This is a genomic window from Cylindrospermum sp. FACHB-282 (genome assembly GCF_014697195.1).
Taxonomy (GTDB): domain Bacteria; phylum Cyanobacteriota; class Cyanobacteriia; order Cyanobacteriales; family Nostocaceae; genus Cylindrospermum.
Map to the genome: position 1 here is coordinate 1 of NZ_JACJRJ010000019.1, position 25,962 is coordinate 25,962.

Consider the following 25,962-nt stretch of genomic DNA (forward strand, 5'->3'; position numbering starts at 1 on the left):
GGTCATTGGTGAGCCAGTGCGCAGAACCGTCTTGTTTCCACGCCACGTGCTTTAAGCCGGGGAACCCGTCCAACGCAGTGGCTCCCCATGAGCAACTGGCGAACCCGAAGGGTTATTGGTCATTGGTCATAGAAGCTAATTACCTCTTCCCCAGTTTCCAATCCCTTTTTGAAGTTTGGAACAAGTCAGAATTTTCCTTCATGAAGACTTAGTGTAAATGCCATATCTTTAGTGGCAGTGTTTTACACCATAGAGGTTGGTTTTGCTATCTTTAGCAAGATGGGATTAAATTACTGATTTTCACGGTTGCAAGACTACGTCAATTTTTTTGATTAATGGTTAAGAGTAATTACGGTTTGTTATGTCTTCACATGAGGTAACTATGGCTCAATTTCCAGAAACCGCCCAAACTAGCACTCTGCCCCTACCCCCTGGCATCTCTTCCAGAGGCATTGCGGCAACTGAGTTGCGTCCTTGGGGTTCTTTTACAGTTTTGGAAGAAGGGCGCGGATACAAAATTAAGCGCATCGAAGTTAAGCCTGGACATCGCCTCAGTCTACAAATGCACCATCATCGCAGCGAACACTGGATTGTTGTATCTGGTACAGCTAGGGTAGTTTGTGGCCCACGAGAAGAGTTGTTGAGCAATAATCAGTCAACTTATGTACCCCAGTGCACAGCCCATCGTTTAGAAAATCCTGGGGTAATACCTTTAGTGTTAATTGAAGTGCAAAATGGCGAATACTTGGGAGAAGATGATATCATTCGCTACCAAGATGACTACGCCCGTACAGAAAAGTAAAACCAAAAAAGCGCTTCTAAACCTTTAAGGGTGATCAACTGATTTTTTCTGCAAGCCGTCTTTGTTAACTACTGCACGCCACGAATCCCCACCTGGTAAAGGTGGGGGTTTCATTAAAGTTATCCTTTCATTGGCGGTTCCTGATCCAAAATCTATTCGTTAGATGGGTAAAATCGGTGCGCAGCGCGACATCACCCAAGATATTCGGTGAAAACGAGATTATAGAAGCCGCCAACAAGGGTTGGAACCGCCAATTTTGTCCAGGTTTTTCCCAAGGACGAAAGTCTAGCAGTGTTATACTAGAGATGGCATTCCCTCTCATGGATGCATAATAAGTAGCCAGTATAGCGAATGCTGATGGCAGATAGATAGCTAAAAATATAGAGTCTCTACCAAAAAAAATAAAATTTATCGGGCATTAGCCGATAACAAAATTGTTTATGAGGGTTTTCAGCTAGGGCTGAAAATGGTTTAAGAGTATCAACCCCTCTGTAACATCAATCTGGGGTGTCGAGCAGTTATCCATCATAAATCTACAAATATCTAGTTTTACTTGCTGGCTTTCAAGTACAATTGCTGAAGATAAAGCAGCCGTAAAATCGGATGGTGAGTTCTTGATCTAAAATTTATCCCCAAAAAGCTTCTGGTTAATTTATGGTGGAAACTATCCCAAAGTAATTCCTAATTTTATTGAGGGAATAGAGGAGCCAGCAACCTGCGGTGGTTCCCACCCTTGAGGCGACTGGCGTGGACTGCCGTTTATCCTTGTAGTGGTGTTAATCCATTACAAACATTAAAGTTCAGATTTATCTAGATTTTAATGAGTGGTTTTCAATTGCTAAAAGAATTCCATGATTCATTTGAGTCAAGCAGCCGTAAGTGAGATCGGGCGATTAAAGTCCAAGCAACAGCCAAACGTCTTATTTCGATTGACAGTAGAAATCGGTGGCTGTTCTGGGTGGTTTTATGATATGTCCTTTGATGATGCAGTAAAAGTTGGGGATCAGGTGTTTGAACTCCAGGGAATTCAAGTAGTCATAGATGGCGAAAGCCTAAATTACATCAACGGTTTAACAGTGGATTATTCAGAAGATTTGATGGGCGGTGGGTTTCGTTTCCACAACCCAATAGCGATCGCCACCTGTGGCTGTGGCAATTCCTTCAACATTAGTCAGCAAAGGCAGGTTTAAACCATCAACGTTATGGGAATACAGAATATCTCTTTCAAACCCGCCCCTTGAGTCAGTGGTCAGTAGCCAAAAAAGCTGACAATTAATGATTGACATAAAGCCATAAAAAACGATATAATCAGGATTTGTTAAAACTTAGACCATAAGCAGCTTTACGCGCTGTAACTCATGCCAACAATACAGCAGCTAATACGTAATGAGCGCGAAAAAGCGCGTCAGAAAACAAAGTCCCCGGCTCTGAAACAATGCCCTCAACGCCGAGGTGTTTGTACCAGAGTATACACGACTACACCTAAAAAGCCTAACTCAGCTCTCCGCAAAGTAGCAAGGGTAAGACTGACCTCTGGATTTGAAGTCACAGCTTACATTCCAGGCATTGGTCACAACTTGCAAGAGCACTCTGTTGTGATGATCCGTGGTGGTCGGGTGAAGGACTTACCAGGGGTAAGATACCACATTATCCGTGGCACATTAGATACAGCCGGAGTCAAAGACCGCAAGCAAGGTCGTTCCAAGTATGGAACCAAGCGCCCGAAAGCAGCGAAAAAATAGGACAGTTGATTAATCGCATCAAACACGATTAATCGTCTCTCCTAAAAGCGCCGAATTAAAAAAAAACAAGCGGCGCTTACTTTTTCTAGCAACTAAGCAACACACTACACTCTTGCTTTTCAAGTGTAGCAATGTTTAAGCAGAGTCCGGTAAGGGACAGCAGCACTTTAATCTAGATATTAAGGTTTACGATGTTGCTGCCTTGTGTGTCTGGTATTAGGTAGCAAGTAAATTAGGAAGTGCCTCGCTGTAACTGTAGAGCAAAAATTGAGGAACTCTGAGGGGCGGCTACCACCGCTTTTAGTTTCCAGTGTCTGATAGCATATAATTTCGTTGCCAAATCCGAATTAAGGGTGAAGTATGTCTCGTCGTGGTGTTATTCAAAGGCGCCCAGTTCCGTCTGATTCAGTTTATAACAGTCGCCTTGTGAGCATGATTATCAGGCGGATCATGCGTCATGGCAAGAAATCACTTGCCGCCCGGATTGTTTATGATGCCTTGAAAACTATTGAGGAACGCACTGGTAGCGGTGCCTTGGAAACCTTTGAAAGAGCAGTGCGAAATGCAACGCCTTTAGTAGAAGTGAAAGCTCGCCGAGTCGGCGGAGCAACATACCAAGTACCAATGGAAGTGCGTTCAGAACGGGGTACTACCCTAGCACTGCGTTGGCTGGTGCAATATTCCAGAGCTAGACCAGGCCGCACAATGGCAAGCAAATTGGCGAATGAGTTAATGGATGCTGCCAACGAAACTGGAAGTGCGATTCGCAAGCGGGAAGAAACGCACCGGATGGCGGAAGCCAACAAAGCATTTGCGCACTATCGTTACTAAGTAAAGAAACGATATATCGCTGAATCAAACGCGGTATATCGTAGATTTTCCAAAAAGACGGTTTTCCGTAAAAGTATAGAATCTTAACAAAGAGTAATATACAAGATATCATGAGGCAAAAACTATAGGAGGCAGCTGTGGCACGTACGATCCCGCTAGAGAAAGTACGCAATATCGGTATTGCGGCGCATATAGATGCGGGCAAAACAACGACAACAGAGAGAATATTATTTTACTCTGGGATAATTCATAAAATTGGCGAAGTTCATGAAGGAACTGCCGTCACAGACTGGATGGAACAGGAGCGGGAGCGGGGAATTACCATAACTGCCGCTGCCATTAGTACCAGCTGGAAAGATCATCAAATTAACATTATCGATACCCCAGGTCACGTTGACTTCACAATTGAAGTTGAACGTTCCATGCGCGTGTTGGATGGTGTAATCGCCGTATTTTGTTCTGTGGGTGGGGTTCAGCCGCAGTCCGAGACAGTGTGGCGGCAAGCAGACCGCTATAAAGTACCTCGGATAGCCTTCATCAACAAGATGGATCGCACAGGAGCGAACTTCTATCGGGTTCACGAGCAGATGCGCGATCGCCTGCGGGCTAATGCCATTGCCATTCAACTGCCAATTGGTAGTGAAAATGACTTCTTAGGGATTATTGACTTGGTGCGGATGTGTGCATACATTTACAACAACGACCAAGGTACTGATATCCAGGAAACAGAAATCCCGCCAGAATTGCTAGAACAAGCAACTGAATACCGCACCAAGCTGGTAGAAGCAGTATCAGAAACAGATGATGCTCTGATGACTAAGTACTTCGAGGGTGAAGAACTTACAGAAGCGGAAATCCGTCTTGCCCTGCGTAAAGGCACAACTGCGGGTACGATTGTGCCAGTATTATGCGGTTCAGCATTCAAAAACAAAGGCGTGCAGTTGATGCTGGATGCAGTTGTAGATTATCTACCAGCACCAACTGAAGTGCCGCCAATTCAAGGTCTTCTGCCGAATGGCGAAACTGTTGAACGGCGGGCAGATGACAACGAACCTTTATCAGCTCTAGCGTTCAAGATTATGGCTGATCCTTACGGTCGCCTCACCTTCGTTCGCGTTTATTCTGGTGTCCTGAAAAAGGGTAGCTACGTCCTCAATGCCTCCAAGGACAAAAAAGAACGGATTTCCCGTTTAGTTCTAATGAAGGCAGATGACCGACAAGATGTGGATGAACTGCGGGCGGGTGACTTGGGAGCAGCCTTGGGATTGAAAGACACCTTAACCGGTGACACATTGTGTGATGAAGGATCGCCAGTAATTCTGGAATCCCTATTCATTCCTGAGCCTGTAATCTCGGTAGCGGTTGAACCCAAAACCAAAAATGATATGGACAAGCTGTCCAAGGCTCTGCAATCCCTCTCAGAAGAAGACCCCACCTTCCGCGTTCGCGTCGATCCGGAAACCAACCAAACCGTGATTGCAGGCATGGGTGAACTGCACCTAGAAATTCTTGTAGACCGGATGTTACGCGAATTTAAAGTGGAAGCGAATGTCGGTGCGCCGCAAGTAGCTTACCGCGAAACAATTCGCAAAGCCGTAAACAAAGTGGAAGGTAAATTCATCCGCCAAAGCGGTGGTAAGGGTCAATACGGTCACGTTGTCATCAATTTGGAGCCAGGAGAACCAGGCACAGGTTTTGAATTCGTTTCCAAGATTGTTGGTGGTACCGTACCCAAAGAGTACGTTGGCCCGGCAGAACAAGGAATGAAAGAATGTTGTGAATCCGGTGTTGTCGCTGGATATCCACTCATTGATGTCAAAGCTACTTTGGTGGATGGTTCTTACCACGATGTAGACTCTTCAGAAATGGCTTTCAAAATTGCTGGCTCAATGGCAATGAAAGAGGCGGTAGCGAAAGCTTCTCCCGTACTGTTAGAGCCTATGATGAAAGTTGAGGTGGAAGTTCCCGAAGACTTTATCGGGAACGTAATTGGCGACCTCATCGCCCGGCGAGGGCAGATTGAAAGCCAAAGTACTGAACAGGGACTCGCTAAGGTGACATCCAAAGTTCCACTGGCGACCATGTTTGGCTACGCCACTGATATCCGGTCTAAGACCCAAGGTCGGGGTATCTTCACAATGGAGTTCAGCCACTACGAAGAGGTGCCTCGCAGCGTGGCTGAAACTATCATTGCAAAAAGCAAAGGGAACGCTTAATTAGAATAAGGAAATGAGCATTCATGGCACGCGCAAAGTTTGAAAGAAATAAACCCCACATAAATATCGGTACTGTTGGCCACGTTGACCACGGGAAAACTACCTTAACAGCAGCTATTACCATGACCTTGGCGGCTAATGGTCAGGCTATTGCTAAAGGCTACGACCAAATCGATAACGCGCCAGAAGAAAAGGCACGGGGTATTACGATCAATACCGCTCACGTTGAGTATGAAACCGGAAATCGGCACTATGCTCACGTAGACTGCCCCGGACACGCTGACTATGTGAAGAACATGATCACCGGTGCGGCGCAAATGGATGGCGGCATCCTGGTAGTGGCTGCTACCGATGGCCCTATGCCCCAAACCCGTGAACACATCCTGTTGGCAAAACAGGTCGGTGTTCCTAGTCTGGTTGTCTTTTTGAACAAAGAAGACTTGATGGATGATCCAGAACTCCTGGAACTAGTGGAACTAGAATTGAGAGAATTGCTCTCTAGCTATGATTTCCCCGGTGATGATATCCCAATTATTAAAGGATCTGGTCTGCAAGCTCTCGAAGCAATGACCAAGAATCCCAAGACCCAACGGGGCGAAAATCCCTGGGTAGACAAAATCTACGAACTAATGGATGCTGTAGATTCCTACATCCCCACCCCTGAACGGGATGTAGATAAGCCCTTCCTGATGGCTGTAGAGGACGTGTTCTCTATTACAGGTCGTGGTACTGTTGCCACTGGTCGGATTGAACGGGGTATAGTCAAAGTCGGCGATAACGTCGAACTAGTTGGTATTCGAGATACTCGCGCCACTACCGTAACTGGGATCGAGATGTTCAAGAAGAGTCTTGATCAAGGTATGGCTGGGGATAATGCCGGTGTACTTCTGCGCGGTATCCAAAAGGCTGATATTGAACGTGGTATGGTAATCGCCAAACCCGGTTCAATTAAACCTCACAATCAATTTGAAGGTGAAGTATACGTTCTGACAGAAAAAGAAGGTGGTCGCAAGACTCCATTTTTCTCTGGCTATCGTCCCCAGTTCTACGTACGGACAACTGATGTAACTGGTACGATCACAGCTTTCACCTCTGATGATGGCAGTGAAGCGGAAATGGTAATGCCAGGCGATCGCATCAAAATGACAGTTGAATTGATCAACGCGATCGCTATTGAGCAAGGTATGCGCTTCGCTATTCGTGAAGGTGGTCGCACCATTGGTGCTGGTGTCGTCTCCAAAATCCTCAAATAGCACATTTTTGCTCTCATAACAAAGGAGCAGAGATGGTATCATGCCTCTCTGCTCCTTTCGCTTCCCTCAAACCATTTTAGATTTTGGATGCAAGGATTTTAGATTGAATCTAAAATCCAAAATCTAAAATCTAAAATATCTAGAACCTGGACAATTAAAGAAGATGGCAACTCTACAGCAGCAGAAAATTAGAATTCGCTTACAAGCTTTTGACCGGCGCTTATTAGATACATCTTGCGAGAAGATTGTAGACACAGCTAACCGCACTAATGCTACAGCAATAGGACCCATACCTTTACCAACAAAACGGCGGATCTACTGCGTGCTGCGATCGCCTCACGTAGATAAAGACTCACGGGAACACTTTGAAACTCGCACCCATCGCCGGATTATTGACATTTACCAGCCTTCTTCTAAAACTATTGATGCTCTGATGAAACTGGATCTACCGTCGGGTGTGGATATTGAAGTCAAGCTGTAATGAGTTAGTTGTCAGTTGTCAGTAGTTAAGAAAAAACAACTGTCCATTGATATTAGTATGAATATTTACCTAGCCCTGAAGAAATTTACCTCAGGGCTTTTTATTAGCTATGAAACAGATGATAGAATGTAAATAAAGTACGGGAAAAGCAAAGAAAAATTAATTTTAAAAATTAAATTTATACCAAGGTAACAATGACATCCTCATCTAAAATTGCTGTTCGCGAACTACCTCTGTTCCCGTTACCCGAAGTGGTTCTGTTTCCCTCCAGGCCATTACCCCTGCACATCTTTGAATTTCGCTACCGAATCATGATGAATACGATTTTAGAGAGCGATCGCAGGTTTGGGGTTTTGATGGTCGATCCAGTCAAAGGCACAATTGCAAACGTTGGCTGTTGTGCAGAAATTATTCATTGTCAGCGGCTGCCAGATGATCGGATGAAGATGTTGACCTTGGGACAACAAAGGTTTCGTGTCTTAGAGTATGTCCGCGAAAAACCGTACCGTGTAGGTTTAGTTGAGTGGATTGAAGATCAGCCACCGACTAAGGATTTGCGACCTTTGGCCAATGAGGTAGAGCAACTGCTGCGAGATGTCGTGCGTCTCTCAGCCAAGTTAACTGAACAAAATATCGAACTGCCAGAAGATTTACCAGATTTGCCAACAGAGCTATCTTATTGGGTGGCAAGTAACCTCTATGGTGTCGCTGCAGAGCAGCAGGCATTACTAGAAATACAGGATACATCGGCTCGTCTGGGACGGGAAGCAGAAATTTTGACTTCTACTCGTAATCATTTAGCAGCTCGTGCTGTTCTCAAAGACACATTTAATCAAAGTTAATGAGTCAGCCTCCTAGGGGGAAATTCAAAATTCAAAATTATCAAATCAATCAATTCAACTGGCTCTGTATCCTTTGATTTTTTTGAATTTTGTGCCTCTTGCTCTAGGTGCTACGAAGACAACCTAGGTGCGGTCGGGCTTCATTAAAGTTATCCTTTCATTGGCGGTTCCTGATCCAAAATCTACTCGTCAGATGGGTAAACTCGGTGCTTTTTGGCGGCTTCACCCAAGATATTGTGTGAAAACGAGATTGTCAAAGCCGCCTTCGGTGCGTTGGAACCGCCAATGAAAGGACAGGTTTTTCCCAAGGCTCTATGAGATAATTTTGAATTTTGAAGAAGCGTCACTCTTGAGGGCTAACTGGCAAGACATTATAGCTGCCAAATATTTTTAACACTTCTGTGTAAGCCTCTAACTCTGGCAAAGCAGATTGCATTTGTGGTGCGGTAAGGTCTGCTTCCGCGTCAATAAAAAACAAGTATTCTCCTAGGGAGCGCTTCGTCGGACGAGACTCAATCCGACTGAGGTTAATACCTAGTTGAGCGAATACTTGCAAGATTTGGAGCAATGCACCAGGTACATTGGCAGGAACACTTAAAGCCAAGGAGGTGTGGCTGGTACTTGTGGAAGAAATATAGTGAGCAGCCTGTGCTTGATGTTGATTTTGGCTGATCACCCAAAACCGGGTCGAGTTTTCTGGATAGTCGTTAATACCACTCGCTAATATGGGTAAGCTGTAAAGTTGAGCTGCTCTGCTAGATGAAATTGCCGCCGTTGTTACCTCTTGCTCTAGCCCCTGTAATGCTTCAGTTGTAGAGTTGCGGGGAATTAACTGCACAGTTGGGAGAAACTGCTCCAACCATCCCTGACATTGTGCCAAAGCTTGGGGATGAGAATAAACAGTTTCAATTCGATCTAAACTAGCCGCGCAGGAAATTAAGGTATGGACGATTGGCATGACTAAAGCCAACTGAATTTGCAAACTGTCCAACTGCCATAGCGCATCCATTGTCATGCTCACACTTCCTTCAATGGAGTTTTCCATTGGCACAACTGCTAACTGGGCTTGATCAACAGCAACGGCTTGCAGTGACTGGGCAATGGTGGGATAGGGGCATAAGATAGCTTCTACTCCCTGAGTTTTGTTCAGCCAGTTGACGTAGAAAAAAGCTGCTTGTTCTGTGTAAGTACCTGGAGGGCCTAAATGTGCAATTGATAGAGTCATGCTTTGTGCCTTTAGTTATGAGTTTAATTGATACTCTATCAATCCAATTTATTAAAAAATATTAAAATTATAGAACAGATTATTTAATTCACTCATGGCTATCCGGTTTATTGCCTCCCAATCGGTCGAAATCGCTGTCCCAAAGCAGCCTATTCCCATTCAGCACTACTTGCGTCAGCCTCAACGGCTGGTAAATGCAATGGTTGACAACAGCCGGATTCAGCAACTTTCTTCAGAAGTATTTCGCTTGAAAATGCGTCCTCTAGCTTTTATGTCATTGAGTATTCAACCAACTGTAGACATGAGAGTTTGGGCAGATGCCAATGGAATGATTTATTTACGCTCGGTGGGTTGTGAAATCCTTGGTTTCGAGTATATTAACCAACGCTTTGCTCTGAATTTAAAAGGTTATTTATCTCCCTACCACCTAAGTACTGGCACTCGCCTACAAGGAAGAGCCGATTTAGAAGTGCAAGTGGATCTGCCAGTGCCATTTTCCCTCACTCCCAAGCCAATTTTAGAAGCCACTGGCAATGGTTTGCTCAAGAGCGTGCTATTGACGGTTAAGCAAAGATTGCTACATCAACTTTTATTGGATTATCGTCACTGGGTAATATCACAAACCAAGGAAATAGGGCTTGACGATGACGGTGCTGAATTGCCAATCCTGAATTTAGAGTAATTTTTTACTCACTCAGTATTCAATACTCAACACTCAGCACTCAGCAACGCCAGTTGCTACAACTTATTAAAGAGCAAGGCACTGCTTCCTCAGCATACTCATTTGGCAAGGACGAAAAGACTTGCGATGTAGGGGTGAGGGGCCGTACTGTTGCAGAGCCAGCAAATGTTGCTGGCTGCCGTAACCTTTATTACGTTCCAAGTTGTACATGGGGTACTTTGATGCCAGACGCATCACCAGATCGTCACGCCAAACTTTAGCGACAATGCTGGCAGAGGCAATATTAAGCGATCGCTCGTCTCCTTTGACTATTGTTTGTTGCGGCACTAGCAAATCTTTGACTGACTGATTGCCATCAACGAGGCAGAGTACAGGCTGTACCTTCAGCTTCTGCACAGCCCGCTTCATTGCTAACAGCGTTGCCTGCAAAATATTCATTTGGTCAATTTCCGCAGTGGTCGCAAAACCGATTTTCCAGTCTATAGCCAGCACACCAATTTGCTGTGCTAGCTGAGTCCGACGAGATATAGACAACTTTTTACTGTCTTTAATTCCAGATGCTATGAGTTCTGGCCAAGTATGCTTTGGTAGTATCACTGCCGCGGCAACTACAGGGCCAAATAAAGCACCTCGCCCCACTTCATCTACACCGACAACCAGCCCCTGAATATCTAAAAAAGTGGACAACTCCAACCAAGGCGCCTCCCCCGGAGATGCTGATAAACAAACAGCAGTGGCAGTTGGCTCTGTCTTTAACATAAAGTTCAGTTAACTTTCTTCACCGTTGGCGGTGTCTGCATCCAATGCTGAAGAACGACGACGACGGCGACGGCTGGCAGTGGAGGCACTATTGGCTTCACTTTCATCTGCTAGGGTCACAAACTCTAATGGCTCAATTACAGGTTGGGGGAAGGGTTTTTCTTCTATCTCAACTTGTTGTGCAGGTATCTTGACTGGGGCGACTTCAGCGATCGCTTTTTCTATGACAATTGGTTCTGGCGTCGATTCAGTTGGTGTAGTCGGCAGATGTCCAGGTTGAACAATGTTAATAATTACAGATTTGGGATTTTTCACCTCCCGCTCTAATTTCACTAAGGGAGAAATTCCCATCAAAGCGAAAACATCTTGTTCCTGTAGGCTCATTTCTACCGTCCTAATCTCCGGTGGTTCTACCACAGGTTTAACGGGTTCTGCTTTGGTAATTTTCGTGCGCTCTGCTCTTTCAGTCCAACCGGGTTTGCCAAGGTTAGGGGCGGGTATTTCTGGTGTTGTTACTAGTTCTGCTTCGGTATCCAGGTCTAAGTCTGGCTCGTTGACAAAAGCTAGTGGATTGGCAACTACTCTAGTAGGCTCATCTTTCACACTTGCGCCATTGATACCAATTCGACTCCGGCGAGTCCGGGTACGACGCTTGTTGTTATCACCTAGTTCTTGATAGCTGGGATGATTGATTAGATTCAGGGCAGCTGAATCTGAGTCACCATCATAAGCTTCCCCAAATCCATCATAGGTTTCTCGTGATTCTGTGACGCGGGCAGATGACAGACGTGGTTCTCTATGAGGCAAGGATACAAAACGCTCGCTGTTTTCTGCTGCTGGTGTTGGCAATCGGTTTTCGTGTTCTCCAGGTAACCGTACTGTATGCCCTAAACCGCCACAGGTGGGGCAAGTTTCACCAAACAATTCGTAAATGTTTTGTCCTTGACGCTTGCGGGTCAGTTCTACCAAACCTAGCTCAGTGAGTTGGGCAATCTGAGGACGGGCTTTGTCTGCTTTGAGTGCTTTGTTAAAGTGTTCTAGAACTTGCAGTTGGTCACGCCGTGATTCCATATCAATAAAATCAACGACGATTACGCCGGCAATATTCCGCAGACGCAGCTGACGCGCAATTTCAGTAGCCGCTTCGCAGTTCGTCCACAGTACGGTTTCTCTGGCTGTTGCCGATCGCGTAAAAGAACCAGAGTTGACATCGATTACCGTTAATGCCTCAGTTGGCTCGATGATAATGTAACCACCAGAAGGTAGGTCTACTCTGGGTTTAAGGGCTTCGCGAATGGCGGCATTGATGCGGAAGTATTCTAAAATGGGAGAGCGATCGCGATGATGGTCAATCAACAATCCCTGCGGTGTTTGACCCCCACTCCAGTTCTGCAAATACTGCTTCACCCGCTTCAAACCAGTACTGGAATCGACTACAATCCGATTCACATCCGCACCGTACATATCTCGCAACACGCGCTGGATAAAGTCATCATCCCGGTTGAGTAATGCTGGCGCACGGGTGGAATGTGCTTCCTGCTGAATAGCTTCCCATTGCTTTTGCAGGGCTTCTAAGTCTTCAATAATCGCTTCCTCTGGCTTGCCTTCGGCTTCTGTGCGTACCAGCAAACCCATTCCCGCAGGTTTGATCAAAATTGCTAGGGCCCGCAAGCGGTTGCGCTCGCTTTCACTCTTAATCCGCCGGGATAAATTTACACCTCTACCATAGGGCATCAGCACGACATAGCGTCCGGGTAAAGTTATATTACCCGTAAGCCTCGGGCCTTTTGTTCCCGTTGGCTCTTTCATGACTTGCACCAACACTTTTTGCTGTGGTGCTAACAGTTCTGTAATCGCTGCTGCGGTGCGTTTGAGCTTCAATGGGCCCAAATCAGTTACATGAATAAAGCCGTTGCGCTCTGGGTCGCCGATATTGACAAAAGCCGCGTCTATCCCAGGTAATACATTTTCTACTACTCCTAAGTAAATATCACCAATTTGGTGATGACCCGTGGCGACAACGAGTTCTTGTATTTGATCTTCAGAAAAGACGGCAGCAATTTGATGCTGCTCCGCGATGATAATTTGTTTTGGCATTCAATTTCCTCAAAAATTGGCAGCACCAACGGGGATTAGGAGACCTACTGTAGATGCCTCTCGCCCCTACAGTAGCCACTAAAAGGCGCTACTGGTAATAAACTTTGCGAATCAGAAGCTCTCAATCAAAGTTATGGAGCCATTAACACTGGGAAGGGCGTTTACACGCCTGATTATTCCAGAAGGGCTGCAATGCATATTGTTTAAGTAGTGAAATCAACCATCCGTGGTCGATTTTTGGTGCAATACCTTCACCAAAGGAATTCCTAAGTTGAAAGTCCTCAGGTGCCAGTGGCGTGGTGAAGTAGTCTGATCTTGGGGAGCCACGGCGTTGATGAGGCAGTCCGCAGAATAGGGGGTTTTCCACGGGAGTTGCTACGACTAAATGGAGGAAGAGCACCGCACTCCCTCGATTTGAGCAATCGAGTGTTCCTGGGTGAGCATTTGACTCAGGACACTTGATTTGAAAGCAATCGACTGGAGTCGTTAAGAAAAAGAAACTACTTCTGTTCTCCATTCCCCAGATTCATCCTGATGGTTAAACTCAGCACTCAGTAACATCAATTGCTACTCTTTGCCAAGCCACCCTCCGGAGGATACTGCTTTACTCTCTCAACCAGAGCAACGCACTGGCTCCTCAGCACTACTGTGGATTAGGCATTCAGCAGTTGTTTTAAAAATCATAGAGTTAGAGAAGCTGACGGAGCCTGTTGTTAGTGCCTGATTCACAAGGTAGCTATAGAGAGAGTGTGTTCTTTAATCTGCCTCAGTTTATCTGGGATAAAATCCTAGAAGTTGCACTCTTATATCTTTGCTTTCGCCCCCTGAGTACCAGGGTAGTGAACCAGGTCATTCAATGCAGCGCCAGAAAATTTCTCTTCATCCCATTCTAACGCAACCTTGCTAAAAATCAATTCCCATGATGTGCTACATCAGGACAACTACTAGCAAGTTGCCCTTCAGGGATTATATCCCTAAAACTAGTTGATTGCGGTGGATGTGCAGGAGATGAAATTCTACATCAGCCACTACTTCTAGCATAGACAGGATTTGTTCTGGACGCAACAGCGAACCGTCGTGGCGACAGCTACCCAAATAACGCAAGACAGATGTAGAGTCTGCTTCGCTAATTTGGGTTTCTACCAATTCCAACTCAAATAAGCGATCGCGCAGATTTATTAACTGGCTCTTGCCTGACTTAGTTGTATGCTCCCACCAGATTTCGTCTTTGGCAATAATGGTATCAATCCAGGAGTGCCATTGTGTCGATGTCGCCTGCCCTTCTGTAGCTACAGTGAGCAAATACTCCGCCGCTGCCATCAGTTGACTAGCTGCTGGAGACTTTAAATCTATCTCTACCACATCATATATAGGTATGTCTGTGGGCAGTTCGCGAGCCAGTTTTTCCCGAAAACTATCCACCGATACTGGCGCAGTTAATTCAAAATCCACGATTTCACCGCTGCTTGAAAGACCCAGGGACAAGGCACTGGCTAGAATGATCCGCGGACTCGGATGAAACCCACCGGTGAAAGCCACAGGTATTCCTGCGCGCCGCATTACTCGGTCAAACAGGCGCATCAAATCTAGGTGACTCACCAAAGTCATATCGCCCTGCTTACCAAACCAGACGCGCAGTCGTTGTGCCTTGGTTGTGTTGGGGACAAATTGGCCAGCGAATTCTGGAATAGCTGGCGGCTCAATTACAACATTGTGGCCAAAATCAGTGCCACAGACGCCACAATGGGAACAACCTTCAAAAGAGCAGTCTGGGACAATTGCGGCTTCTAGGGCGCGTTGCAAGTCTTGCTGGAGCCATTTTTTATCAATCCCTGTATCGATATGATCCCAAGGTAGGGGAGCGTCCAGTAACTGCTGAGTGGTTTCTTGGGTATTTTGCCCATCATTGCTACTCTGCTGCTCTTGTGCATAAAACAGATTCCATTCGCCGTTTTCTACTAGGCGATATTTCCAGTCTAAACCAGCTTCGGAGATCGCACTTTCCCAAGCTCCAAAAGCCTGATCTATATTCTCATACCAGGAATCCATGCCTGCGCCCAATTCCCAAGCACGGCGGACTACTTTGCCCAATGAGCGATCGCCCCGGCCAATAAAGTCCTCCATTGCCGAAATGCGGACATCAGTAAAATTAATCTTCACTCCCCTACTCCGGCGGAATTCTAGCCGCAGTAGCCGTTGCTTGCGCTTAAATTCAGATGTAGAAACAGAGTGCCATTGAAAGGGTGTATGGGGCTTGGGCGTAAAGTTAGAAATCGTCAAGTTAAAGTTGAGCGGCTTTCTCCCTTTTCCCCGGCATTCTCGCTGCAACCAGCTGACCGTTTCTGCAATGCCCAAAACATCGGCATCTGTCTCACCCGGCAAACCAATCATGAAATACAACTTGATTTTATCCCAGCCCTGCTCCCAAGCCGTTTTCACACCCCGCAGCAATTCTTCATTCGTCAAACCCTTATTTACAATGTCCCGCATCCGCTGAGTGCCAGCTTCCGGGGCAAAAGTCAGCCCACCTTGCCGCGTACCACCAAGGATGTTGGCAATATTCTCATCAAATCTATCTACTCGTTGGCTGGGTAAAGTCAGGGAAATATTTTCATTTTTTAATCGATTTTTGATTTCCATCCCCACCGCTGGTAGGGACAAATAATCGGAACAACTCAGAGATAACAGGGAAAACTCATTGTAACCTGTCGCCCGCATTCCCTCCTCAATTGCTTTTACCACCTTGTCTGGTTCTACATCCCGTGCTGGTCGGGTTAGCATTCCTGGTTGGCAGAAGCGACAACCGCGAGTACAGCCGCGCCGAATTTCCATTGTCAGGCGGTCATGGACGGTTTCCACGTAGGGCACTAGCCCAATGGAATATGCGGGAATCGGCGTCGCCACCCGTCTGAGCACTCTTAGTGGTACATCTGGCCGCTGAGGCTCAACTGCACCGCCCGCTTTCATTTCATAAAATTGGGGGACATAGACGCCTGGTATCTGTGCCAAATCTAGTAATAATTCTTCTCGACTCAATCCCGTTTGCTTACCGAACGCCAACACCAAGCCAATTTCTGGTAAGAGTTCCTCCCCATCTCCTAGGGCGAAAAAGTCAAAGAAGTCAGCGTAAGGTTCAGGATTCGATGTTGCCGTCTGTCCACCAGCAAAAATTAGGGGGTAATTCCCCGCTAACCTTTCTTGCCATGTCAGCGGAATCCCAGCTAAATCCAACATTTCTAGGATGTTGGTTGCTCCCAGTTCATAACTGAGGCTAAAGCCTAAAATGTCAAATTCTGTCAGAGGGCGCTTGGACTCTACTGCAAACAAGGGTGTATTGGTGGCACGGAGTTTGGCCGCCAAGTCTGATCCTGGTAGATAAGCGCGATCGCACAACTGGCGCGGTTGGGCATTCAAGATGTTATAGAGAATCACATGCCCTAAATTAGAGGCACCAACTTCATATACTTCTGGGTAGGTTAAGACCCAGCGGATCTCTGCCCTATCCCAAGGCTTATGTACTGCTAATCGCTCGTTACCCAGGTAACGAGCTGGTTTTAAAATATCCGAGGTTATTAATTGTTCAACTGCAACAGTCACTGTGCTATCTTCTAGCTACCTTAAATTACCGCCACTCTCTTTCAACACTAGCATTGATTAAGCTTTTCGACTGAGTTGATCGGGAGCAACTTCCAAATCTGTTACATAAATTAATCTCAACTCAGGCTGACACCCACAACAACTGATCCACTGTATCTAACTGATGAAACAACCTCACCATGAGTATTCCCATTAAAGTTATTAAGCTGGAAGGCTGAAGTTTGTTTGAACATAATCTGTTTTTTCTCATTTTGACCAGATATGTTAGGTTTCTTTGCTGAATCTTTATTGCTTTTACATCTCTGTTTAAAGATTGTCATAAGTACACTATAAAATGTATTTATATATACATTTTTTTTGGTTGAGTTAAAAAACAATCAACATAGACAGCCCTCATGCAGATTAATCATCTTTGAGTAAGATTAGAAACCTTTCTGAATCTATGACTCAAGCAAATTTAATCAAAAGTCGGCTGTAGAAAAAAATCCCTAATTTTTACCTTTCTAGGTAATAGAGTTCAGGGCTAATGAAGAACTATATATCTCAATTTTGTTGTGACCTAGATCACCATAATGCAGGTGTTTGGATCACTTTTTATACCTGGCTTTATCTTGGATAATGAGTAGCAATTACATTTGGTTTATTCCTTATGAGAACACGATACGTAATCCGTCAATTGGTAGAGAAAGCTCTGGACATAAAAAGATTAACGCCAGAAATAGAAAATGAAATCAACTCAGAACTGACGGAATTAGGTTATATATCTGACGTTGACTACGAAGCACTGGAATTGTTAATGGCAGAGATGGATGCTGGCCGAGTTAAGTTGGTTCCTAGCCTGGGATAATCATCGAAATTAATTCAGTATTAAGATAGCTATCAAAGTTTCAAATAGGTAAAAGTTGCCAACAAGGCAACGCGCATTATAAACGCCAAATCAACAGAGCGTGTTTTTCTGTGAGCTTGACTATTTAATTCTCTAGCGTGGCGTAAATTGGGCTAATGAGCATCCACATTTGCATTAGTAATAAATTGTCATGCAGTTTGCTAAACGCTGAGGCAGAATTCCTCCCTATCTGTTTGCTGAAATTAACCGTAAACAGAATCAACTCGTGACCAACCAAGGGAGTTGACATAATTAATATGGCAAGCGGGCAGACTGGTTTTGTTGTTGGTAATGTTATTGGAATTAAAGGCTTAACACAGGTAAAAAGTAATATCGGCAAATCTTCACAATCCCTAATTGCCAATCCTTGGGGAAAAACCTGGACAAAATTGGTAAGCCTTCGCTATTTAGCGGCTTTGAGAATCTTGTTTTCACCCCCTAATCCCTCTTGGGAAGCTTGCCAAAGTTGGTGAATAAACTGATTGAGTTGTTGATTAGCCACTGAGTCAGGTTCAGCTTTTGGGTCTTTTGCCAAAACTTGACTCAATAGGGTAATTACTTCTGTGTCTAGAGCAGGTCGAAATAAATTTACAGGCCAAAACAGGTCAGACGCATCTCGCAGATCAGTGACTAGCGGTGGTTCATGGGTGAAAGCGACCAGCAGCCAAGGACGCACCCAGCATAACTGACGGGAAACTACAACTTGAATAACTTCTGCATAGAGATTCCTGTGGCCATGCTCTAAAGACACAATTTGTCCTGGTTGAAAGTTGAAGCTAATATCCATAATTATGCAGATGGGGCTACCGCCAAGGATAGTATTGCAGCTTTCTTAATTTTAAGAGTGAGCAGCCCCTATCCTGAAGAAAAATTCCTGTAACCCCAATGGTGCCAGCAATCTCCTGTTTATCTGTCTGTGCAATCAAAATTTGGCAGCAAAAATTCCTTCTGTCGTAGAATTTGGATAAAAATGCTATAGAATGAGTGAATAACTGTTAAGCAGATGCTGGACAGAAACCTTGTTGTAGTAAATCAACGATAAAAGAGCAAAGAGCAGTGTCAGTCGAAACCATTGAGAAGCGTTCCACATCCCGCAAGCTCGCGCCTCGGTATCGCGTTTTGCTCCATAACGACGACTACAACCCTATGGAGTATGTAGTTCAAGTGTTAATAACCACTGTGCCGAATCTCACCCAGCCCCAGGCTGTTAGCATTATGATGGAGGCCCATACTAATGGGCTAGCCTTAGTCATTACTTGCGCTCTGGAACATGCTGAGTTTTATTGCGAAACATTAAAAAGTCATGGTTTGATCAGCACTATTGAACCTGATGAATAGTCATTAGTCATTAGTCATTAGTCATTAGTCATTAGCAGAAATATATAGTGGACTAATGATTATTGACTGACGTGCTATGAAAATCAACTTACCTCAACTCGCCCAACGCCCTGCTCCTCTGAGGCTGGGTTGTTTTATTTGCTTGTTATTGCTTTTATGGTTGCCCCTAGCCGCACTAATTTACAGGATAGTGGGTGAGAGAAATGACCATGGCAATTTAGCAAGTATCTTGACAATGCCGATATTGTGTGCAGAGTTTATTTTTCTGGTGAAGTTATGGGGTAAGCAAGTCTATCAGCAACCGCAAATATTCACTGATTATGGTTTAGAGTTTTCACGTCTAAATGGTTTAGATGTGCTGCGGGGTTTAGCTATTGGATTCATTAGTGTTTTGAGTATATTTAGTTTACAGGGTTTATTAGGTTGGTTAATTTGGCAACCACCACAAGTTTTTTTACTCAAAATTATTTTAGAAGGTTTGCTGATTAGTTTAGCAGTGGCCTTTGGTGAGGAATTATTCTTTCGGGGTTGGTTGTTGGATGAATTGCAGCGAGATTACAGTCCGTCCATGGCACAATGGACAAATGCCATTTTATTTGCTGTAGCGCACTTTATTAAACCACTGGAGGCAATTATTCACACATTGCCGCAATTTCCAGCTTTAGTATTGCTAGGCTTAACGCTGGTATGGGGTAAGCGTTGGCGACGGGGACGTTTGGGCTTACCAATTGGTTTACATGGTGGTTTAGTTTGGGGTTATTACATTATTAATGTAGGGGAACTAATGACATATTCTCAACAAGTTCCTGACTGGGTAACTGGTGTGAATAAAAATCCTCTACAAGGTGTGATGGGGGTGCTATTTATGAGTGGATTGGCTTTATGGATGCGGAGGCGGAGTGTTAAAGTTTAAGTATGATTAAACGTTTCATTGTACTTTTACTAGTATTAATACTTTCTTTGTCTGTAGCCTCTCCAGCTTTGGCTAAGGTATGCCGCAATTATGAAGGACAGGAAATTTGCATTCTCAGTATCAAACGTAGTGCCAAGAAATATTGGGAATATAGGGCTGCTGTGAGTGTTGATGAGGTAAAAATACCTGTAGAAGTTTACAACTGTCGGGGTAGGTTCAAGGTGAAAAAAGATGGGAGTATAACTCAATTTACACAGAATAGTCCTGGTGAGATGATTTGTAGTTTTTTTAAGAAATAATCATTTCTATTTCATGTTCCTGTAGGGGGCAATTGGCAATTGCTTATCCAAAAACAATGGCGCGATAAATTTCTGCGATCGCTAATTCTATCCCAACTGACTCTAAGGGAATCGATTGCTCTAAGTTGTTAAAATCACTGAGTAACCAACCTTGGGATTGCTTGCTATAGCCTTCTAGAAAAGGTTCATCCTGTTCGATTAATAAATATTCCCGAAAACTCTTAATCGAGCGATACATCCGAAATTTATTTTCCCGATCATAATCGGCTGTTGAAGGGGATAGTACTTCAATAATTAAGATGGGATTCAAGACTTCATCCGTGCGATTTTCATTCAGTTGCGGTTCACCCTCAAAAACCATCACATCTGGATATAGTCCACGTCGATGCTCAGGAATCCACAGCCGTAAATCGCTGTTAATTGGCTCGAATTGAGTATCGCGTAGCAGAGAGGTAAGATAGGTCAAAGTGTTGCGACCGATGCGGCTGTGGTTAAGCGATCCTCCAGGCATAGGTACTATTTCTCCATCACGATATTCCCTGCGTCCTTCTGCTTTTTCTTCAATTGTGCGATATTCATCCAAACTGTAGCGATGCTCAACGGTAGTAATCATGGGTTATAACCGATTACATTGGCTTGTAGGGCAACAAAACTATTTTGTCACAGATTTAAGCGGGAGATGACATTTGCCCAGGGAGAGGATTTTCAACAATGCAAGGGCGCGTTATCAGTTAAGCGTTTCTTCCTTCTCTTCGAGACGCTTCGCGTAACCGCGTAGCCTGCGCTTTGCGCTTACGCGGTAATGCCGACCGCACCTACGCGAACGTTAAAAAAATTGACTTTGACAAAGAGTTAAGCCTTAACACCAAGCGTAGTTGGCTGGAAGTCGAAAAATTGTTAATTTATCCGAGAGCCAATACAGGGGCACAGCATTGCTGTGCCCCTACGATTAAACTAAATTTTGCCCAATTGAAGAAGTTTTTTATGTTTATTTATTCGGTGTGGCAAAAACACGCCAAATAATAAAGGCTGTAAACCCTAAATAGGCGAATACAGTCAGCCATTCTTGCCAACGATTTGATATATCATTCATCGGTAATAGCAGAAAATAAATAATATTAAACTTCCAATATTGTCCCCACCAAACAAGCCCTATCTAAATTAGCACCTTGCAAATTTGCCCCTTCTAATTCAGCACAGAGTAAATTCGCCCCTGTCAAATTCGCCCCCGCTAAGTTCGTCTTCCGCAAGTCGGCTTCTTCCAAATTAGCTTCACTTAATAAGGCGCCTCGCAAATCAGCGCGACTCAAGTCTGCACCTTTGAGATTTGCCCCTGTTAAATTTGCCCCCCGTAAATCCGCATCTCGAAAGTCAACATCTTGCAAGTTTACACTCATCAAATTGGCACCACTCAAGAAAGCACCTGCCAAAGTTACATCGCTGAGGGTGGCTCCCATTAAGTTAGCACCGCGCAAATTACTACCTCGCAAGTCAGCACTTGTTAAATCGGCTTGCATCAAGTTTGCTCCCATGAGGTTGGCCCGCAAGTCGGTTTCTTGGAGGTTCGCCCCCATTAAGTTTGCGCCCTCTAAATGCCCGCCTTCGAGTTTAGAACCAGAGAAATTAGTACCCACAAGGTTCGCACCGGCTAGATTGATGCGGCTTAAATCTAGTTGAGATAGTTCCTCGTCTTCTAAGTCTGCCCCTGGGAGTTGTTTGAGTTTTCCTAATCTGATGGCTTCAATATTCATTGGGGGTAAGTACCAATTTCTTCACTAATCTTGCTGTGGCTATCCCAGCGGGAATTAAGTAACCAGATACCGCTGCTAACTTTCGGTGTCGTCACGGGTAATTCGAGTCCCTGTTGCAAACCCATAACTAATAAAGTTAGGGTATCTACAAGTTTAGGGTCAAAGCGGGTTGATTGTTGCTGTCTGCACTCTTCTAAAGCTTGAATCAATATCTGTTCCTGACTTTTATCAGTAGATTTGTGCTGATTGACTCGCCGCTGAAAGTCTGCCACTAATGCCAAAATTCTCGACTCTAGAGGAATTTCATCCCCAGCTAAACCTGCTGGTTCTCCTGTACCATCCCACCACTCGGTTTGGTGGGTGATAATTTGGGCAACTGCTCGTAGTCGTGGCATTGTCCGCAATGCTTGGGCCCCTGGTACTAGAGGACAAGTTAAGGGACAACTCAGTACATCTTCTTGATAGCGTGTGGATGTACCGGGAGTGAGAACACTTTCTGCCTGCTGTAGGGGATCTATGCGGTGTAACAAACCGGCTAGGCGCAATCTCTTAGTTTGCCATGCTGGTAAATCTAACAGCTGCCCAATTGTTTCAGAAATTGCGACTACTTCGGCGGAGGCCATGGGGTTTTTAATATCTGCTAGATCCATCAGTTGTGCCATCCGCAAAAATGCCTGGATTTCGTTAGAAACCAGGTTGCGATCTAGGGCTAGTTGGCGCTGCGCTGCGGGGATAGCTAGATTTTCTTGCCCCAATTGGAGGTAATCTACGACGCGGGAGACAACTGCGCTGAGGTTTGCTAGTGGGGCAATGGCGAAACGCCCGCGGTCGGGGAGTGTATTTTTAATTGCTTGTTGATGGGCGGTGAGTTTGTTCGCCAGTTCTGGGTTGTATGCTTGGATGTGGGCGATCGCTAATTCTGCTGTCTCTTGGACTAGTTCTGGCTCAAATGTCCACAAGCCATAGAACTTGCGCTCTAAATCTGATGTCGGTAGCCCAGCGCTGCCATAATCAGCTGCTGATAATTCTTGACAAAGTACCATCGCTGTGTAGCTGGGCGAGAGGATAATCAAATGCCACTCCTGGGCCACTGGATCACCAGAATCTAACGCCACTAAATCTACGTTGGGCAGCAGGCTGGTGGGGTGTTGGCCAAATCCGGCGTCAGGGGCAGCCATGATCGCAATTTCCCGGCTACGCTGGGCGATATCTGCGTATCGATTTGCTTCTTGCAGATACCATTTACCCTGTTGAAAGGCGGTGATCACTAAGGGCTGACCATCGTCGGTTAAGATGTGGTCTTCTAGGGCATGGCATAGAGATACTAGGGTATTTTTGTAGTACACCCCAAAGTGAATCGGCCTGGAGCTATGGCGGTGGGCTGTTTCCAGCTGTTGGATAATTGAACCTTCTAGCATAGGGTTATGTGAGTGCTGAGTTATGAGTGCTAAGTGCTGTTAGCGGTGGTGGGGCGTTTAGCCCGTGCTGAGTTAAGAATAAAAACTAACAATTAACCAGTTACAACTAACAACTTATCACTCAGCACTCACTACTCAGCACTGTAGCTTGTCTTCTATGATATGCCTGCTAGCTGTTTCGCTTTCGGCTCTATTGGTGCAGTAAGTGCTGTTTCTAGTTCGGCACAACCTAATCTTTCTTCTAAGATTTTCATAACTTCGCGTCCGAAGTCATTGGGGTTGCGTCGCCAAGCTTGTAAACAGACTTCCCCGAAAAAGGAGCCAAGAGGTTCGGGGTTCCACAGGAGTTTTCTGGCATTCCACGGCATATGGCTCATGGGATTGTATCCTGGTTTAAGGATACCCTCTTTAAAGGCAAATTCTTCTAAGTGGGTATGAGGTTGCAGCCCAATAAAGAAGATTGCAGGTTCGACTTTATCAGCACCAAAAATATTTTCTAGTTCTCGGTGGTAGGCGATGGTTTGGCGAATAGTTTCGGGGCGTTCGTCAATCACGTTAAAGGAGTAGTTGACGGAAACTAAGTCGTTGAAACCAGCTGCTTTTAAATCGCGACAGTTTTGCAAGACGGTTCGCAGGTTATACCCCATCCGCATTTTCCGCACAAGTTCTTGAGAACCGCTGGTAATACCGATTTCAAAGTAGTTCATCCCGGTTTTCGCCATCAAGTCACACAATTCTGGTGTCAGGTTGTCGGCTCTGATGTATGCTGCCCAGTGGATGTCTGTCATGCCAGAATCAATGATTTTTTGTAAGAGTTCTACAGCATCATCGATAAATTTCCGGGCGGGGATAAATTGGGCATCGGTAAACCAGAAATTGCGAACGCCGCGATCGTATAATTGGCGCATCTCGGCAACGACTTCATCAGCTGGGTTAATGCGTACCTGTTTACCTTCAACAACGGTGTAGACGCAATAACAGCAGTTGTGGGGACAACCGCGCTTGGTTTGTACGCCGATGTAAAAGTCTTGTTCTTGCAGGTAATAATTAAATTCCGGCCAGATGGTTTCGATATAGTCGTAGTTACAGGCGGTTTTTTCCAGTGGGGTGGGTTGTTCGTGGATGAGGCGTTCTCGCGGTTGAGTTTCGCCGACTACATAGCAGCGTTCATCCCGAAACTCACTACCATTTAAGACTTTTGTGAGTAGGGTTTCTCCTTCACCTACAGAAATAATTGTCCCTTGAGGCAAGCTTTTACCCAACTGTTCGTAAAACACGCTGACTGCGCCACCACCCACAACTAAGCGAGTGTCAGCATTGTATTTCTGGGCGCGTTTAAGTCCGCGTTTGATTAATCCCAGGTTTTGCCAAAGTTCTCCATAGTAACTTAGGAGTAACTTTAAGCCGCCCAATGCCCCCCTTAATCTGACAAAGGGATTTTTGGCATAAAAGACTTCAAAGGAATTTTGCAGGGGGTTACCACCGCGTCCACCAACTGGGGCATATATTTGAATATCCCGCCAAGAAAAGACTAACAGTGTGGGTTTAAATTCATCGATACAGCTATCTAGGGCGGCAGCGTAATCTAGAGGTGGCACTGTGCCCAAATCAAAAATCCGCTGTTGGATGCTGGGAAATAGCTTGTGGACGTGATCACAAAGATAGACAACCCCAATGGGAAAGATGGGGTTACAGGGAAGGCGAACGTAGAGAATTCGATTTTCCATCATAGGGGGTTTAACTTCCATCTTGCCGTTATTTAAGGAAAACGCGAGAGAAACATCCAGTTTTAAATTGTGTGTTTGTTTTGGTTGCTCTTATCTATCACCATTTTGCTTGACATTTCAGCCGATTATTGATAGACGATAGCAACCGGGAAAAAAGTTAAACTTGCTCTAGGTAAAAGATGCATGGCATCTAGAAAATAAGCTTTATGAAGAAAGTTTTCATATAGCTTTACCATAACATTGAGTTGATTAATTAAGGGATGATTCTCGCCTGTTAGTCCGGGGAGGGATGAAATAGAAAAACTAGTTCCTTTATTTTGGTAAAGCTAAGGGGATCGTCGCCATGTCTATCCTCTTGATGATCTTCCTTTGCGGATTTGTAGCTGAATTGTCAGGAAACAAATATCAAAATAACTATTGATGGTGTATAATTATAGGAAAATTATATACGTACACAAAATTTTCATAATTCAGACATATCTTTAGATAGAAATGATGCAGAAAAGTTTAGTTGGTAGTCGGAGTTACAGCAACTGGGGATCGGCCGATGCTAGTTTGTCTGGTGTAATGTAAAATTGTGGCGTAAAGCTCCTCAGCAGTTATGGCTCAAATATTAGACCCTCTACCACCGGAGCAATCGGGGAAATTTCTCTGCTGCTACGTCAATGCCACGAGCAAAATACAGGTGGCTCGCATCTCGAATATTCCTAACTGGTACTTTGAAAGGGTTGTTTTTCCAGGACAACGCTTAGTTTTTGAAGCACCGAAAGAAGCTCATATGGAGATTCATACGGGTATGATGGCAAGTGCAATTTTATCGGATAATATTCCGTGCGATCGCCTGGCAATCCATGAATCTAGTACTGAAGAGTTTGATAAAGACTCATCAGCAGGAATAGACCCTATAAATACCAACGCTATGGTGTCCTCAATTAATACAAAAACCGGAGAAATCACAAAACCCTTACAAGTTGCTGGATTATCATCTGTTGATTAAAAAACACAATTTTGCTCAATTTGAGGGTTGCTGAATTCAGCAACCTTTTTTGTTGAGGAACGTGGATTAGGCGTTGCTGAAGAAAGAGGATAAATTGAGATTTTTG

General features: G+C 44.9%; 23 protein-coding genes. 14 read left to right on the forward strand and 9 right to left on the reverse strand.

The genetic code is table 11. The features are described from left to right. Nucleotides 1-382 precede the first annotated feature (382 nt). From H6G32_RS11760 to H6G32_RS11795, 8 genes are all read left to right on the forward strand, one after another. Complete coding sequence (locus H6G32_RS11760; protein ID WP_190458336.1) at nt 383-802, forward strand: phosphomannose isomerase type II C-terminal cupin domain; 420 nt, start codon at nt 383-385, stop codon at nt 800-802. A gap of 851 nt (nt 803-1,653) precedes the next feature. Then, entirely contained in the window at nt 1,654-1,992 is a 339-nt protein-coding gene (locus H6G32_RS11765) for a HesB/IscA family protein (RefSeq protein ID WP_190458338.1), read from the forward strand. Nucleotides 1,993-2,160: 168 nt separating this feature from the next. Beyond that, a complete protein-coding gene (gene rpsL, locus H6G32_RS11770) occupies nt 2,161-2,544 on the forward strand; it encodes a 30S ribosomal protein S12 (protein ID WP_015129154.1) in 384 nt (127 codons plus the stop codon). Between the two features lie 360 nt (nt 2,545-2,904). Further along, complete coding sequence (gene rpsG, locus H6G32_RS11775) at nt 2,905-3,375, forward strand: 30S ribosomal protein S7 (RefSeq protein ID WP_015210288.1); 471 nt, start codon at nt 2,905-2,907, stop codon at nt 3,373-3,375. Nucleotides 3,376-3,512: 137 nt separating this feature from the next. Next, on the forward strand, nt 3,513-5,591 hold the full coding sequence (gene fusA, locus H6G32_RS11780) for an elongation factor G (protein ID WP_190458340.1): 2,079 nt from the start codon (nt 3,513-3,515) through the stop codon (nt 5,589-5,591). Between the two features lie 23 nt (nt 5,592-5,614). Next, nucleotides 5,615-6,844: an elongation factor Tu gene (gene tuf, locus H6G32_RS11785; RefSeq protein WP_190458342.1), complete on the forward strand. Its 1,230-nt coding sequence runs from the start codon at nt 5,615-5,617 to the stop codon at nt 6,842-6,844. Between the two features lie 163 nt (nt 6,845-7,007). After that, nucleotides 7,008-7,325 (forward strand): 30S ribosomal protein S10, encoded by a 318-nt coding sequence (gene rpsJ / locus H6G32_RS11790; RefSeq protein ID WP_008232935.1) that lies wholly within the window; start codon nt 7,008-7,010, stop codon nt 7,323-7,325. A gap of 194 nt (nt 7,326-7,519) precedes the next feature. Further along, nucleotides 7,520-8,167 carry an LON peptidase substrate-binding domain-containing protein gene (locus H6G32_RS11795; RefSeq protein ID WP_190458344.1) on the forward strand — a complete coding sequence of 216 codons (648 nt, stop codon included), beginning with the start codon at nt 7,520-7,522 and terminating at the stop codon, nt 8,165-8,167. Between the two features lie 343 nt (nt 8,168-8,510). On the opposite strand, the gene pheA is transcribed toward H6G32_RS11795, so the two are convergent. Beyond that, nucleotides 8,511-9,392: a prephenate dehydratase gene (pheA, locus tag H6G32_RS11800; protein WP_190458346.1), complete on the reverse strand. Its 882-nt coding sequence runs from the start codon at nt 9,390-9,392 to the stop codon at nt 8,511-8,513. Nucleotides 9,393-9,486: 94 nt separating this feature from the next. On the opposite strand from pheA, the gene H6G32_RS11805 reads away from it, so the two are divergent. Further along, entirely contained in the window at nt 9,487-10,074 is a 588-nt protein-coding gene (locus H6G32_RS11805) for a DUF1997 domain-containing protein (protein WP_190458349.1), read from the forward strand. A 66-nt stretch (nt 10,075-10,140) separates the two neighbouring features. Here H6G32_RS11805 and H6G32_RS11810 read toward each other — a convergent pair whose 3' ends face one another. The 3 genes from H6G32_RS11810 to H6G32_RS11820 all read right to left on the reverse strand — a co-directional run bounded on the left by H6G32_RS11810 (nt 10,141) and on the right by H6G32_RS11820 (nt 16,527). Further along, on the reverse strand, nt 10,141-10,833 hold the full coding sequence (locus H6G32_RS11810; protein WP_190458351.1) for a ribonuclease HII: 693 nt from the start codon (nt 10,831-10,833) through the stop codon (nt 10,141-10,143). Nucleotides 10,834-10,842: 9 nt separating this feature from the next. Continuing rightward, nucleotides 10,843-12,930: an Rne/Rng family ribonuclease gene (locus H6G32_RS11815; RefSeq protein WP_190458353.1), complete on the reverse strand. Its 2,088-nt coding sequence runs from the start codon at nt 12,928-12,930 to the stop codon at nt 10,843-10,845. 966 nt (nt 12,931-13,896) lie between these two features. Next, on the reverse strand, nt 13,897-16,527 hold the full coding sequence (locus H6G32_RS11820; RefSeq protein ID WP_190458356.1) for a TIGR03960 family B12-binding radical SAM protein: 2,631 nt from the start codon (nt 16,525-16,527) through the stop codon (nt 13,897-13,899). A gap of 649 nt (nt 16,528-17,176) precedes the next feature. Here H6G32_RS11820 and H6G32_RS11825 point away from each other — a divergent pair. Beyond that, a complete protein-coding gene (locus H6G32_RS11825; protein ID WP_190458358.1) occupies nt 17,177-17,374 on the forward strand; it encodes a hypothetical protein in 198 nt (65 codons plus the stop codon). A gap of 442 nt (nt 17,375-17,816) precedes the next feature. Here the strand turns inward: H6G32_RS11825 and H6G32_RS11830 are convergent, their stop codons facing one another. After that, nucleotides 17,817-18,200, reverse strand: coding sequence for a hypothetical protein (locus H6G32_RS11830; protein ID WP_190458360.1), 384 nt, complete (start codon nt 18,198-18,200; stop codon nt 17,817-17,819). 269 nt (nt 18,201-18,469) lie between these two features. Here H6G32_RS11830 and clpS point away from each other — a divergent pair, with 269 nt between their 5' ends. The 3 genes from clpS (at nt 18,470) to H6G32_RS11845 (ending at nt 19,963) form a co-directional block, all read left to right on the forward strand. Beyond that, nucleotides 18,470-18,751, forward strand: coding sequence for an ATP-dependent Clp protease adapter ClpS (clpS, locus tag H6G32_RS11835; RefSeq protein ID WP_190458362.1), 282 nt, complete (start codon nt 18,470-18,472; stop codon nt 18,749-18,751). Between the two features lie 76 nt (nt 18,752-18,827). After that, nucleotides 18,828-19,664, forward strand: a complete 837-nt coding sequence (locus H6G32_RS11840) for a CPBP family intramembrane glutamic endopeptidase (protein WP_190458364.1) — start codon at nt 18,828-18,830, stop codon at nt 19,662-19,664. 2 nt (nt 19,665-19,666) lie between these two features. Beyond that, complete coding sequence (locus H6G32_RS11845) at nt 19,667-19,963, forward strand: hypothetical protein (protein ID WP_190458366.1); 297 nt, start codon at nt 19,667-19,669, stop codon at nt 19,961-19,963. 43 nt (nt 19,964-20,006) lie between these two features. On the opposite strand, the gene H6G32_RS11850 is transcribed toward H6G32_RS11845, so the two are convergent. From H6G32_RS11850 to H6G32_RS11865, 4 genes are all read right to left on the reverse strand, one after another. Further along, on the reverse strand, nt 20,007-20,576 hold the full coding sequence (locus H6G32_RS11850; protein WP_190458368.1) for a Uma2 family endonuclease: 570 nt from the start codon (nt 20,574-20,576) through the stop codon (nt 20,007-20,009). A gap of 505 nt (nt 20,577-21,081) precedes the next feature. Further along, nucleotides 21,082-21,714, reverse strand: coding sequence for a pentapeptide repeat-containing protein (locus H6G32_RS11855; RefSeq protein ID WP_190458370.1), 633 nt, complete (start codon nt 21,712-21,714; stop codon nt 21,082-21,084). Then, nucleotides 21,711-23,132, reverse strand: coding sequence for a DICT sensory domain-containing protein (locus H6G32_RS11860; RefSeq protein ID WP_190458372.1), 1,422 nt, complete (start codon nt 23,130-23,132; stop codon nt 21,711-21,713). Before H6G32_RS11860 ends, H6G32_RS11855 begins: the two co-directional genes overlap by 4 nt. Before the next feature lie 155 nt (nt 23,133-23,287). Then, a complete protein-coding gene (locus H6G32_RS11865; protein ID WP_190458374.1) occupies nt 23,288-24,880 on the reverse strand; it encodes a photosystem II high light acclimation radical SAM protein in 1,593 nt (530 codons plus the stop codon). 580 nt (nt 24,881-25,460) lie between these two features. Here H6G32_RS11865 and H6G32_RS11870 point away from each other — a divergent pair. Next, the gene (locus H6G32_RS11870) at nt 25,461-25,856 is read left to right on the forward strand and encodes a DUF1830 domain-containing protein (protein WP_190458375.1); all 396 of its coding nucleotides are present in this window, start codon (nt 25,461-25,463) and stop codon (nt 25,854-25,856) included. The last annotated feature ends 106 nt before the right edge of the window (nt 25,857-25,962 follow it).

Coding starts and splice junctions, on each gene's coding strand:
- H6G32_RS11760 (WP_190458336.1), top strand. CDS start 383: ATGGCTCAATTTCCAGAAACCGCCCAAACTAGCACTCTGCCCCTACCC.
- H6G32_RS11795 (WP_190458344.1), top strand. CDS start 7,520: ATGACATCCTCATCTAAAATTGCTGTTCGCGAACTACCTCTGTTCCCG.
- H6G32_RS11865 (WP_190458374.1), bottom strand. CDS start 24,880: ATGGAAGTTAAACCCCCTATGATGGAAAATCGAATTCTCTACGTTCGC.
- H6G32_RS11850 (WP_190458368.1), bottom strand. CDS start 20,576: ATGATTACTACCGTTGAGCATCGCTACAGTTTGGATGAATATCGCACA.
- rpsL (WP_015129154.1), top strand. CDS start 2,161: ATGCCAACAATACAGCAGCTAATACGTAATGAGCGCGAAAAAGCGCGT.
- rpsG (WP_015210288.1), top strand. CDS start 2,905: ATGTCTCGTCGTGGTGTTATTCAAAGGCGCCCAGTTCCGTCTGATTCA.
- H6G32_RS11840 (WP_190458364.1), top strand. CDS start 18,828: ATGAAAATCAACTTACCTCAACTCGCCCAACGCCCTGCTCCTCTGAGG.
- H6G32_RS11825 (WP_190458358.1), top strand. CDS start 17,177: ATGAGAACACGATACGTAATCCGTCAATTGGTAGAGAAAGCTCTGGAC.
- pheA (WP_190458346.1), bottom strand. CDS start 9,392: ATGACTCTATCAATTGCACATTTAGGCCCTCCAGGTACTTACACAGAA.
- H6G32_RS11860 (WP_190458372.1), bottom strand. CDS start 23,132: ATGCTAGAAGGTTCAATTATCCAACAGCTGGAAACAGCCCACCGCCAT.
- H6G32_RS11805 (WP_190458349.1), top strand. CDS start 9,487: ATGGCTATCCGGTTTATTGCCTCCCAATCGGTCGAAATCGCTGTCCCA.
- H6G32_RS11765 (WP_190458338.1), top strand. CDS start 1,654: ATGATTCATTTGAGTCAAGCAGCCGTAAGTGAGATCGGGCGATTAAAG.
- H6G32_RS11815 (WP_190458353.1), bottom strand. CDS start 12,930: ATGCCAAAACAAATTATCATCGCGGAGCAGCATCAAATTGCTGCCGTC.
- H6G32_RS11830 (WP_190458360.1), bottom strand. CDS start 18,200: ATGGATATTAGCTTCAACTTTCAACCAGGACAAATTGTGTCTTTAGAG.
- rpsJ (WP_008232935.1), top strand. CDS start 7,008: ATGGCAACTCTACAGCAGCAGAAAATTAGAATTCGCTTACAAGCTTTT.
- H6G32_RS11870 (WP_190458375.1), top strand. CDS start 25,461: ATGGCTCAAATATTAGACCCTCTACCACCGGAGCAATCGGGGAAATTT.
- H6G32_RS11855 (WP_190458370.1), bottom strand. CDS start 21,714: ATGAATATTGAAGCCATCAGATTAGGAAAACTCAAACAACTCCCAGGG.
- H6G32_RS11845 (WP_190458366.1), top strand. CDS start 19,667: ATGATTAAACGTTTCATTGTACTTTTACTAGTATTAATACTTTCTTTG.
- H6G32_RS11810 (WP_190458351.1), bottom strand. CDS start 10,833: ATGTTAAAGACAGAGCCAACTGCCACTGCTGTTTGTTTATCAGCATCT.
- tuf (WP_190458342.1), top strand. CDS start 5,615: ATGGCACGCGCAAAGTTTGAAAGAAATAAACCCCACATAAATATCGGT.